Origin of the sequence: Branchiibius hedensis (assembly GCF_900108585.1) — a bacterium.
Taxonomy (GTDB): domain Bacteria; phylum Actinomycetota; class Actinomycetes; order Actinomycetales; family Dermatophilaceae; genus Branchiibius; species Branchiibius hedensis.
The window spans coordinates 3,646,623-3,657,845 of record NZ_UESZ01000001.1; the positions used below are offsets into that span (position 1 = coordinate 3,646,623).

Annotated in this window: 10 protein-coding genes, 1 pseudogene and 1 riboswitch; of the genes and pseudogenes, 8 read left to right on the top strand and 3 right to left on the bottom strand. The window is 66.0% G+C overall.

The window, feature by feature from the left end:
* The first annotated feature begins 6 nt into the window (after window positions 1-6).
* Complete coding sequence (gene tadA, locus DR843_RS17775) at window positions 7-462, top strand: tRNA adenosine(34) deaminase TadA (protein WP_245934182.1); 456 nt, start codon at window positions 7-9, stop codon at window positions 460-462.
* Window positions 463-466: 4 nt separating this feature from the next.
* On the opposite strand, the gene DR843_RS17780 is transcribed toward tadA, so the two are convergent.
* A complete protein-coding gene (locus DR843_RS17780) occupies window positions 467-1,348 on the bottom strand; it encodes a crotonase/enoyl-CoA hydratase family protein (RefSeq protein WP_245934183.1) in 882 nt (293 codons plus the stop codon).
* Window positions 1,349-1,418: 70 nt separating this feature from the next.
* Window positions 1,419-1,535: riboswitch (SAM riboswitch) on the top strand.
* Window positions 1,536-1,608: 73 nt separating this feature from the next.
* Here DR843_RS17780 and DR843_RS17785 point away from each other — a divergent pair.
* From DR843_RS17785 to DR843_RS17805, 5 genes and pseudogenes are all read left to right on the top strand, one after another.
* A complete protein-coding gene (locus DR843_RS17785; RefSeq protein WP_109689160.1) occupies window positions 1,609-2,571 on the top strand; it encodes an amino acid ABC transporter permease in 963 nt (320 codons plus the stop codon).
* A pseudogene (locus DR843_RS17790) lies at window positions 2,568-3,346 on the top strand (amino acid ABC transporter ATP-binding protein). Before DR843_RS17785 ends, DR843_RS17790 begins: the two are co-directional and overlap by 4 nt.
* Before the next feature lie 128 nt (window positions 3,347-3,474).
* Window positions 3,475-4,500 (top strand): ABC transporter substrate-binding protein, encoded by a 1,026-nt coding sequence (locus tag DR843_RS17795; protein ID WP_109687995.1) that lies wholly within the window; start codon window positions 3,475-3,477, stop codon window positions 4,498-4,500.
* Window positions 4,497-5,624, top strand: a complete 1,128-nt coding sequence (locus DR843_RS17800; protein ID WP_109687997.1) for an FAD-dependent oxidoreductase — start codon at window positions 4,497-4,499, stop codon at window positions 5,622-5,624. The genes DR843_RS17795 and DR843_RS17800 overlap by 4 nt, the downstream gene beginning before the upstream one ends.
* Window positions 5,624-6,340: a GNAT family N-acetyltransferase gene (locus DR843_RS17805; RefSeq protein ID WP_109687999.1), complete on the top strand. Its 717-nt coding sequence runs from the start codon at window positions 5,624-5,626 to the stop codon at window positions 6,338-6,340. Before DR843_RS17800 ends, DR843_RS17805 begins: the two co-directional genes overlap by 1 nt.
* Before the next feature lie 6 nt (window positions 6,341-6,346).
* Here DR843_RS17805 and DR843_RS17810 read toward each other — a convergent pair whose 3' ends face one another.
* Window positions 6,347-7,762 (bottom strand): nucleobase:cation symporter-2 family protein, encoded by a 1,416-nt coding sequence (locus DR843_RS17810; protein ID WP_109688001.1) that lies wholly within the window; start codon window positions 7,760-7,762, stop codon window positions 6,347-6,349.
* Between the two features lie 111 nt (window positions 7,763-7,873).
* Window positions 7,874-8,524 (bottom strand): helix-turn-helix domain-containing protein, encoded by a 651-nt coding sequence (locus tag DR843_RS17815; protein ID WP_211310280.1) that lies wholly within the window; start codon window positions 8,522-8,524, stop codon window positions 7,874-7,876.
* Between the two features lie 197 nt (window positions 8,525-8,721).
* On the opposite strand from DR843_RS17815, the gene DR843_RS17820 reads away from it, so the two are divergent.
* Window positions 8,722-10,368 carry an NCS1 family nucleobase:cation symporter-1 gene (locus tag DR843_RS17820; RefSeq protein WP_109688003.1) on the top strand — a complete coding sequence of 549 codons (1,647 nt, stop codon included), beginning with the start codon at window positions 8,722-8,724 and terminating at the stop codon, window positions 10,366-10,368.
* Between the two features lie 82 nt (window positions 10,369-10,450).
* Window positions 10,451-11,185: an aspartate/glutamate racemase family protein gene (locus DR843_RS17825; RefSeq protein ID WP_109688005.1), complete on the top strand. Its 735-nt coding sequence runs from the start codon at window positions 10,451-10,453 to the stop codon at window positions 11,183-11,185.
* Window positions 11,186-11,223: the final 38 nt, after the last annotated feature.

Consider the following 11,223-nt stretch of genomic DNA (forward strand, 5'->3'; position numbering starts at 1 on the left):
GTGGACGTGTCGCCGTACGCCGATTGGCTGGGTCTCGCATTGGACCAGGCTCGCGTCGCGCTCACCACCGATGACGTCCCGGTGGGCGCGGTCATCGTCGACGCCGGCGGTGGCGTCATCGGAGTGGGCCCGAATCGCCGTGTGGCAGACGCGGATCCGCTGGCGCATGCCGAGATCGTTGCGATCCGGGCAGCGGCTGCGACACTGGGGCATTACCGGCTCGATGACTGCACGATCGCGGTCACGCTCGAACCATGCCTGATGTGCGCCGGGGCGATCATGCAGTCGCGGATCTCGCACATCGTCTTCGGTGCGTGGGATCCCAAGGCCGGCGCGTGTGGCAGCGCCTGGGACGTCATCGCGCAGAACCCGTCACCGCACCGGGTGGACGCAGTCGGTGGGATCCGGCAGGCCGAGTGCGCGCAGATTCTCACCGATTTCTTCCGCGCGCGGCGCAGGTGAGGCCCTACTCCTGCCAGGGGTAGAACGGCGGCATGTCGCTGGACGTGCGACCGGTGAACTCGGTGTCGCGCTTCTCCAAGAACGCGCGCACGCCTTCCTCGCCGTCGGCGAAACTGGTGTAGTACATCGCCAGGGAGTCGATCCGGTGCGCTTCGATCGGGTGCGGCTGCGCACTGTTGCGGTACATCATCTGCCGGGTCAACGCGATACCGACCGGCGAGCGGCCGTCGATGAACGTGCGCGCCAGGGCGTACGCCGCGGGCAGCAGTTGGTCGGGTTCGTGCAGGGAGCGGACCAAGCCACCCGCCAAGGCTTCGTCGGGGGAGAGGATGTCCGCGGCGTACGTCCATTCCAGGGCGCGGGAGATGCCCACGATGCGCGGCAGGAACCACGACGAGGTGGCCTCGGGCACGATCCCCAGGCGACCGAAGACGAATCCGATCCGCGCCTTGGTGGAGGCCAGGCGGATGTCCATCGGCAGCGTCATGGTCGCGCCGATGCCGACGGCGGCGCCGTTGATCGCGGCGATCACGGGTTTGGTGCACGCGTAGATCGCCAGCGAGACGCGGCCGCCGGTGTCGCGGACACCTTCGAAGATCACCGGGTCGTCCAGGCGCTCGGTCAGGTCCTGCACGGTCGGCGCAAGCCCCGGGGTGAGGCCGAAGACGTTGCCCTCCTTGGTCAGGTCCATGCCGGCGCAGAACGCCCGGCCGGCGCCGGTGACCACCACGACGCGGGTCTCATCGTCGGTGCTGGCGCGGGTGAAGGCGTCGACCAGCTCGTTCGCCATCGTGACGGTGAAGGAGTTCAACTGCTCGGGCCGGTTGAGGGTCAGCGTGCAGATCCCGTCCACGACGCTGTAGTCCAGGGTTTCGTAATCGCTCACGGATCGATCATCGCGCACGGCTGACCTGCGGAGTTGACGGGCCACGGAATCAATGTCTACTCTCCCGATAGGCATTGAGCGTCGACGACAAGCCCTGGCTGGTCGACCAGCAACCCTCGTTCCGCGGTGGGGTGCTCCAGGTGAAAGCCCGGCCCGTTAGCGAACCCCGCGCGGGCAAGCGCATTGACGCTGGCCCCGGCCCGCGTCACGAAGGTCGTCGGCTGAGGCCGTGGCCTTCGGTGAACCCGTTGGAGTCGTCCATGTCCTCACCTCCCGGCTACGCCAAAACGGCGGTCGCGCAGGTCGCCGATGACGCGCCGCCGACCGCTGATGCCCCGCGCCGTGTCATCCCGCAACGCCATCCGTTGCGCTGGGTGGCCGCGGCCGTCGTGGCAGTCCTCGTCGCCATGGCGCTCAACGCCCTGATCACCAACCCGTTCTTCCAGTGGGACCGCTTCGGCTACTGGTTCACCAGGCCCGTTGTGCTGCAGGGGCTTTGGATCACCATCAAAGTGACCTTCGCTGCAGCGGTGCTTGGCTTTCTCGGTGCGCTGGTCCTCGCAGTGGCCAGGTTGTCCAGCAACCCGCTACTGCGCGCGGTGAGTTGGACCTACACCTGGTTGTTCCGGTCGATCCCGCTGATCGTGATCCTGCTCTTCCTGGTCAACTTCGGCGCGCTCTACAAGACGATCAGTCTGGGCGTTCCGTTCGGGCCGGAGTTCTTCCGCTTCGATGAGTCCCGGCTGGCCACCGACCTGGCGCTCGCGATCATCGGTCTGTCCCTGGCCGAGGCCGCCTACGGCTCGGAGGTCGTGCGTGCCGGCATCCTGTCGGTCGACCAGGGGCAGCACGAAGCGGCAGCGGCGCTGGGTCTGCCGAAGAGCTACCAGTTCCGCAAAATCGTTCTGCCACAGGCGCTTCGCTCGATCGTGCCGAACTTCGTCAACCAACTGATCGGCTTGATCAAGGCCAGTTCGCTGGTCTTCTACGTCTCGCTGCTCGACCTCTTCGGGCAAGTTCAGACGCTGGGGAGCACCTACCCGGGCGACATCATCCCGCTGTTGCTGGTCGCGACCGTCTGGTACGTCATCCTCACCAGTGTGCTGTCGGTGGTGCAGTTCTACGTCGAGCGGCACTACGCCCGCGGAGCCGTCCGGACCCTGCCGCCGACACCGCTACAACGGCTGCGGGCGTTCCTCGGTCGCAAGGCGGTGGCGGCATGAGCACGGCAACCGTCGCCTCCGCCGGGATCCAGGTCGAAGGCGTGACCAAGAAGTACGCCGACAACGTGGTTCTCGACAACGTCCACCTGACCGTCCGGCCGGGTGAGGTCGTCGTCATCATCGGCCCTTCCGGGTCCGGGAAGTCGACGCTGTTGCGCACGATCAACCACCTGGAGAAGCCGGACCTGGGTTACGTGCAGGTGGGTGATGAACTGATCGGTGTCCGCGAACACGGTTCTGATCTGAAGGAACTCAGCGAGCGCGACATCTTGCAACAACGGGCCCGGATCGGCTTCGTCTTCCAGTCCTTCAACCTCTTCCCGCATCTGACGGTGCTGGAGAACGTCGCGGCCGCTCCGGTCGCGACAGGTCAGACCGATGCGGCGACCGCGCGGCGGCGGGCTGAAGAACTGCTCGCCCAGGTCGGCCTCGCCGAGAAGGTCGATGCCTACCCGCGGCAACTGTCCGGTGGGCAGCAGCAACGGGTCGCGATCGCGCGCGCGTTGGCTCTGGATCCCGGGGTGATCCTCTTCGACGACCCACCTCGGCCCTGGATCCGGAGCTGGTCGGTGAGGTGCTCGCGGTCATCCGCGACCTCGCTCGTAGCGGTCGCACCCTGGTGATCGTCACGCACGAAATCGGATTCGCCCGTGAGGTCGCCGATCGCATCGTCTTTCTCGACCACGGGGTGCTGTTGGAGCAAGGGCCGCCGAGCGACGTACTCGACAAGCCGTCGCACGAGCGCACCCGAGCCTTCCTGTCCGCGGTGCTGTAGACCGCGCACGATCCCCTCACCACCCCCACCTTCCCCCGGCTCTGGACGCCAGGTGCTGGTCTGCCGCGCGCAAACCCGCCACTGCTGTCCAAATCCGACCAGCTAGCACCCCCTCGAAAGGAACCGTCATGACCCACCTTCCCCAGCCCGACCGCCGCACGCTGCTCCGCGGAGTCGTCGGTGGCGCCGCCGCCCTCGGCCTCGCCAGCTTCGCCACCGCCTGCTCCTCCTCCGACGCGGCAGAGTCCACCAGCAAGGACGGCAAGACCGAGCTCACGTTGGGTGAGCACTCCAACGGCGCGGCTGTGCCTGCGAAAGTGACTGTTGCGCAGGTCGATTCGATCCGAAGCACGTTGCCCAAGGAGGTTCTGGACAGTGGCACGCTGGTCATCGGCCTTGGCGCACTGCCCGCCGGCTTCCCGCCGCTGGCCTTCGTCGGCGACGACCAGCAGACCCTCACCGGTTCCGAACCTGATCTGGGCCGATTGATCGCGGCCGTCTTCGGGTTGGAGCCGGACATCAAGAACTCCACCTGGGAGAACCTCTTCGTCGGGATCGACAGCGGCAAGACCGACGTCGGCGTCTCGAACATCACCGACACCGAGGAGCGCAAGCGCAAATACGACTTCGCCAGCTACCGGCAGGACAACCTCGCCTTCGTGGTGCCGAAGTCCGACTCGTGGAACTTCACCGACTACCAGAGCCTGGCCGGGAAGACGATCGCGGTCGGCTCGGGCACCAATCAGGAGCGAATCCTGTTGGAGTGGAAGAAGAAGCTGCAAGGCGAGGGCAAGGATCTGCAGGTGAAGTACTTCCCGAGCAACAACGACACCTTCGTGGCGTTGGCGGCCGGCAAGATCGATGCCTACTTCGGCCCGAACCCGGGCGCGGCCTACCAGGTCCGTCAGACCGAGAAGTCGCCGAACGCAGTCCGCATCGCCGGGACGTTCTCCGGTGCCGGCTCGACCCTGCAGGGGCTGATCGCCGCGACCACCAAGAAGGACTCCGGCCTGGCCAAGCCGTTGGCCGCCGCGATCAACCACCTGATCGAGGACGGCACCTACGCGACCTGGCTCAAGGTGTGGAACCTGTCCAACGAGGCGGTCAAGACCTCCCAGGTCAACCCGCCCGGACTGCCGCTGGACAACTCGTGACCCGAGGCCGGATCGGGGTCGTGGGTGCCGGGGTGGCGGGCTCTTCCGCCGCCTGGCACCTGACCCGCGCCGGGTACGACGTCGAGGTCTTCGAGCAGTACGACGCCGGTCACGACCAGGGCAGTTCGCACGGATCGTCACGGATCTTCCGGCTGGCGTACCCGCATCCGACGTACGTCGCGCTGGCGGTGCGCGCGCTGCTGGAGTGGCGCCGGCTCGAGGAAGAGGTTGGCAGCCCGCTGTTGGATCTGACCGGTGCGATCGACCACGGCCCGGCTGACGCTCTCGAACCGGTCCATGCCGCGCTGCGGGCCGCTGGTCAGCGCGTGGAGTACTGGTCGGGTCAGGACGTAGCCGATCGATGGCCGGGGTTGCGGGTCGACACCACGGCGCTGCACCATCCCGATGCGGGTCGCCTACATGCCGACCGTGCCGTGGCGGCCCTGCAGACGGCCGCCACCGGACGAGGTGCGCGGTTGCGGTTCCGGACGCCCGTACGGCGCCTGCTGGTGCGCGCGGACGGGCGAGTCGACCTGAAAACCGATGACTCGGCGTACGTCGTGGATCAGGTTGTGGTCGCGCCCGGCGCCTGGGCGGCGGGGAGCTTGCTCGACGGGCTCGTCCACCTCCCGCCGCTGCGGGTGACCCAGGAGCAGCCGGTGCACTTCGCCGCGCAGGACCCGTTGTCCTGGCCGAGCTTCATCCATCACGGCGGGGCGGGCCTCCCGGCCGGGGGTGGCACCTACGGCCTGGGTAGCGTGGACGGGGTGAAGGTGGGGTTCCACGCGGTCGGCCACCGGGTCGAGGTGCCCGAGGAGCGGGACAGGAGCATCGACGAGATCGCGCTGCAGAAGGTGAAGGCGTATGCACGGCAATGGCTTCCGGGTGTCGATGCCGACCGGGCCAGCGCGCAGACCTGTCTCTACACCCTCACCCCCGACCACGACTTCATCGCTGACCGTCGTGGACCGGTCACGGTGCTGGCCGGGTTCTCCGGGCACGGCTTCAAGTTCGGGTCCGTGTTGGGGGCGCTAGCGGTTGACCTGATCGAGGGCCGCGAACCACTCCCGGTGTTCTCCCTGGATCGCCAGTCCTTGAAAACGGTTGTGACGAAAGGTTCCTGATGACGGTGACCGAACACCCCACCACCGCGGTGCCGGTGACCGATGCGGTGCTGGACAACCCGGCGTACTTCGCGTTGAACGGGCCGCAGGCGCACGTGGCTGAACGCTCGGGTACGGCGGTGCGTTACCCCAGTGACGTCAGCCCGTTCGCTGCGGTGCCATTGCCTGCTACACAAGAGAATTGGGCGGATCTGCGCGAACTGGTCGATGGTCGGGTCGGAGTGTCCGCCGGTGTCGAGTGGGGTGCGCCAAGGCAATGGCGGCTGCACCCTCCCGTCGAAGGTGTCCAGTTGTCCGGGGCGCAGGTGGTGGGCCGACCCGACGAAGAAGCGGTCGTTCTCACGAGTGCGGATGTGCCCGAGATGCTCGCCCTGGTCGAGCGGACCAAACCGGGACCGTTCCTGCCCCGCACCATCGAGTTGGGCACCTACCTCGGTATCCGCCGCGACGGTGAGCTGGTTGCAATGGCCGGTGAGCGGATGAAACCGCCTGGCTGGACTGAGGTTTCGGCCGTTTGCACCGATGAGCGATTCCGCGGTCAGGGCCTTGGTGGACGGTTGGTGCTGGCGGTCGTGGCGAACATCCAAGCCCGCGGCGACCGCGCCTTCCTGCATACGGGTCGGCAGAACGTGACCGCCATCAGGCTGTACGAGTCCCTCGGATTCCGGTTGCGGCGCGCTGCGGAGTTCGGGGCGGTGCAGGCTCCGGCCGGGTAGGCCCGGTCAGAGCGAGCCGCCCCTGTCGAGGGTCTCGAGTTCATCGTCGGTGACGAGCAACGGCGGCGCCTCGGAGAGTCCGGAGGGTGATTCCGGCTCATCGGGCTGGAACCAGTTGAAGAACAGGTTCAGCAGGACCGCCATGATGGCGCACGCCGAGATACCGGAGCCGAAAATCGTGTCGACCCAGCTGGGGAAGTTCTCGAAGAACCCGCTCGAGACCACCGGGATCAGGCCGAACCCCAACGAGGTGGCCACGATGACGAGGTTGTTGTTGCCCTGGTAGTCGACCTTGGACAGGGACCGGATGCCCGACGCGGCGACGGTGCCGAACAGGACGATGCCAGCACCGCCCAGGACCGGCTGCGGGATCATGTTGACCACGCCGGCGAGGAAGGGCGAGAGGCCAAGGACCACCAGGACGCCGCCGCCGAGGGCCACCGCGAACCGGCTCTTGATCCCACTGATGGCAACCAGACCGACGTTCTGCGCGAAGGCGGTCGCCGGGAAAGAGTTGAAGACGGGGGCCACGGTCGTGGAGACCATGTCGGCCCGCAGCCCGTTGGCCACCCGCTTGGAATCGACCTTCGTGCCGACGACCTCGGCCACGGCGATGATGTCGGCGGTGGTCTCGACCATGATCACCAGGATCACGACCGTCATCGACACGATCGCACCCACCTGGAACGTGGGTGCGCCGAAGTGGAACAGGCTGGGGAACGCGAAGGCGCTGGTGCCCTTGATCGAGTCGGTACTGCCCTTGCCGACGATGAATGCGGCGATCGTCCCGATCACGAGGCCGAGCAGGATCGCGGTCCGAGACAGGACTGCGACCTTCATCAGGACCAGGATGACCAGCAGGGTGAAGCCTGCCAGCAGGATGTTGCCGACGCTGGCGAAATCGGGGTTCGGTTTGCCGTTGATCGTCGCCTGTCCGGTGATCCAGCCGGCGGCCACCGGCATCAAGGACAGACCGATGATCGTGATGATCGAACCGGTCACGACCGGTGGGAAGAGTTTGACGACCATCGAGAAGAACGGCGCGATCACCAGGCCGATCAGACCGGCGATCAGGATCGCGCCGAACGCCGCCTGCATGCCGGCATGGCCGCCACCCTTGCCGAGCACGATGGTCAGCAACGTCGACACCGAAGCGAACGAGATGCCCTGCACCAGCGGCAATTGCGCTCCGAAGTAGGGCACACCGAGGGTCTGCAGCAACGTCGCCAGGCCACTGATCAGCAGTGCGCAGGAGACCAGCAGCCCCTTCTCCGCACCCGATAGGCCGGCGGCACCGCCAATGATCAACGGGACGGCGATCACCCCACCGAACATCGCCAGGATGTGCTGGACGCCGTAGCCCAGCGAAGGTAGCCACCCGAGCTTCTCGTCCTCGGGGCGGACGGTGTCAACGGTCGTCATGTTCTGACGCTAGGGCGCGCCCGGGGGCCCTGGGTTAACACCGTGTAAGAGATTGTGCAGCCGTGTAACCGTTACGACACGCGATCGGTGTGCACCCGAGGGTGTACGCGTCTAGGACTGGGTGACGACCAACCAGGTCGCGACAGCCGGTTCATCGGACTGGTTGGACAACCGGTGGGGCAGCGCGCAGCTGTAGGAGATGGAGTCGCCTGCCCGGAGCAGGACGCGCTCCTTGGGGAAGTCGATGGTGAGTTCACCGCTGACGACGGTGCCCACCTCGAAACCGGTGTGGGTGTTGAGTTCGTGCATGTCGCCCGCGGTGCTGTGCGGCGGATAGGTTGATTCGAAGAAGTCAACGCCGTGCGTCCGCCCTGGGGACAGGCGACGGTAACTGACGCCGCCCTCCAACGTGACGGTCTCCATTTCCAGACTACGACGCAGCGAATACGACTGGGCAGTAGACATATTCACCGAGTCGGAACCTGTTGCCTCGCTTTCGCCGAACACCTCGAGGACCGTCACATCCAACGCGTTGGCGATGGCGAACAGCCGGTTGACCGACGGTCGTAGGAGGCCGCGTTCGATCTGGGACAACGCGCTGGCGGAAATGTCCATCCGGCGAGCGACCTCACGCAACGACAGGCCCTTGCGCTCCCGCACCTCGCGGATCCGCATTCCGGTCAACTGCGCATCGAACTCCTCCAGTGCCCCCGTATCGCTGGATGTGCCTGCATCGCCAGCAGCCAGCTCGTCTATCGCCACGCTTGCGAACCCCCTTGACGGATTTGTTAACCCGCTCGTAACCTACGTCACGTCGTTAAGCAATAACTTAACAGCAGTGCCGACGGTGTGAGCCGTCGATCCGCACGGTACCAGTCCGATCGGCGACCCTCCGGTGGCCTGATCATCCCGGCGCAGCGCCGCGCTCCCCATCCCCCCATGAATCACTTGGAGCAGTTATGGCCACTGAAGCAGTCAGCTGGGAGGAACTTCCCCACGACCTCGCCGAAGCCGCCGGCCTTCCACCCGGCGCCGGCGTGGTGAAATCCGCCTACGATCCGGCCCTCACCAACGAGGATCTGGCACCGTTACGCAAACAGACCTGGTCGACGTACAACATCTTCGCCTTCTGGATGTCCGACGTGCACAGCGTCGGCGGCTACGTCACGGCCGGCAGCCTCTTCGCCCTGGGCATCGCCAGTTGGCAGGTGCTGGCGTCGTTGCTGATCGGCATCACCATCGTCTTCTTCTTCTGCAACCTGGTAGCCAAGCCCAGCCAACGTACGGCGGTGCCGTACCCGGTCATCAACCGGGCGGTCTTCGGAGTCAAAGGGGCCAATATCCCGGCGATCATCCGCGGCTTCATCGCCGTCGCGTGGTACGGCGTGCAGACCTTCCTGGCGGCGGAGTCGCTGAACATCATCTTCTTGAAGTTCATCCCGAGCTCGGCCAACCTGCTCAACCACAGTTTCCTGGGATTGAGCGCGCTGGGTTGGATCTCCTACGCCATCTTGTGGGTCGCCCAGGCGGCGCTGTTCATGACCAGGATGGACACCATCCGCAAGTTCATCGACTACGCCGGCCCCGCCGTCTACGTGGTGATGATCGCGCTGGCGATCTACTTGGTCAGCAAGGCCGGCTGGAGTCACATCTCGCTGAACCTGTCCACCGGTCCGCAGTTGTCCTTCGCGGCCTCGATCCCGGTCATGTTGTCGGCGATCGCGCTCGTTGTGTCCTACTTCTCCGGGCCGATGCTGAACTTCGGTGACTTCGCGCGCTACGGGAAGTCGTTCACGGCGGTGCGGAAGGGCAACTTCTGGGGGCTGCCGGTCAACTTCCTGTTTTTCTCGATTCTGACCGTGATCTGTGCGTCGGCCACGGTGCCGGTCTTCGGCAAACTGCTCACCGACCCGATCCAGACCGTGCAGGCCATCGACTCGTGGTTCGCGATCCTGCTGGGAGGTCTGACCTTCGTCACCGCAACCGTCGGTATCAACATCGTCGCCAACTTCATCTCCCCGGCGTTCGACTTCTCGAACGTGTCGCCGCAGAAGATCAGCTGGCGGATGGGCGGCATGATCGCGGCCGTTGGTTCGGTGCTGCTCACGCCGTGGAACTGGTACAACAACGACACCGCCATCCACTACACGCTGGGTGTTCTCGGTGCGCTGATCGGGCCACTCTTCGGCATCCTGATCGCGGGCTACTACATCTGCTCCAAGCAGAAGGTCCTCGTCGACGACATGTTCACCATGTCGCCGAAGGGCAAGTACTGGTTCAAGAACGGGTACAACCCCAACGCGGTCATCACCGTCGCCGTTGCCGGTGTCATTTCGATCGCCTGTGCGGTCCTGCCCAAGACCTTCGCGGATCTGGGTTGGTTCGACGTGACCAAGATCAGCGACTACTCCTGGTTCATCGGCTGCGCGCTCGGCTTCGTCATCATGGTCGCCCTCGAGCGGGCGCACCCGCAGCTGCCGGTGCTGTCCGGCGACGACCCCAAGGTCAGCGATGGCGCCGGGCACCCCGACCGCGTCCACCACATCTCCGATTGCGCCGAGGACATCGCCGCCAAGAAGGGTGTCGGTCTGTCCGCCGGTCACTGATGACCTCCGGGACCGAGGCGGGAGTGCGCTCGCCTCGGTCCCGGATCACCAATGCTCAACGACGAGCAGGAAGGTGCCACTGATGCACATCCGTCTGATCAATCCCAACACCACCACCGCGATGACCCAACTGATCGGCCGGTCAGCCTCCCGCGTCGCGGGGGAGGGCGTCACCGTGGATGCCGTCAATCCCTCGATGGGCCCGGCATCGATCGAGTCCCATTACGAGGAGGCCCTCGCCGTACCTGGTCTCCTGGAGCAGATCGCGCTCGGAAACGCTGACGGTGTCGACGGGTTCGCCATCGCCTGCTTCGGCGATCCAGGGTTGGATGCGGCCCGCGAGCTGAGTGACGGCCCGGTGCTCGGCATCGCCGAGGCTGCGTTCCACGCGGCGTCGATGGTCGGGCGACGGTTCAGTGTGATGACCACGCTGAGTCGGACCCGTGGTCGTGCGCAGGAGTTGATGGACCGCTACGGGTTCGCTCACCAGTGCGCGGGTATCCACGCCTGCGATATCCCCGTGCTGGAGCTCGAGACGCTGGGCGAAGACGGCATCTACGCGATCGCCAAAGCCTGCCGTGAAGCGATCGAGCGGGATGATTCCGACGCGGTTGTCCTGGGCTGCGCTGGGATGGCGGACTTCTGCCCGCAGATCAGCCAGGTGGTCGGTGTGCCGGTGATCGACGGTGTGGTCGCCGCGACGGGGATGCTGCAGGGGCTGATCCGCATGGGCGTCACCACCAGCCGCCGCGGTGAGTACGCCGCGCCGCCGGTCAAGGCGATGACCGGGGCGTTGGCGCAGTTCGAAATCCGCTGATCCCGCTGACTGATTGGACGGGACGGGACGCAGCGCGC

What these genes read in the sequence shown, in the direction of transcription:
- DR843_RS17785 (WP_109689160.1), top strand. Translation starts at nt 1,609, where the DNA reads ATGTCCTCACCTCCCGGCTACGCCAAAACGGCGGTCGCGCAGGTCGCC.
- DR843_RS17795 (WP_109687995.1), top strand. Translation starts at nt 3,475, where the DNA reads ATGACCCACCTTCCCCAGCCCGACCGCCGCACGCTGCTCCGCGGAGTC.
- DR843_RS17825 (WP_109688005.1), top strand. Translation starts at nt 10,451, where the DNA reads ATGCACATCCGTCTGATCAATCCCAACACCACCACCGCGATGACCCAA.
- DR843_RS17820 (WP_109688003.1), top strand. Translation starts at nt 8,722, where the DNA reads ATGGCCACTGAAGCAGTCAGCTGGGAGGAACTTCCCCACGACCTCGCC.
- DR843_RS17810 (WP_109688001.1), bottom strand. Translation starts at nt 7,762, where the DNA reads ATGACGACCGTTGACACCGTCCGCCCCGAGGACGAGAAGCTCGGGTGG.
- DR843_RS17805 (WP_109687999.1), top strand. Translation starts at nt 5,624, where the DNA reads ATGACGGTGACCGAACACCCCACCACCGCGGTGCCGGTGACCGATGCG.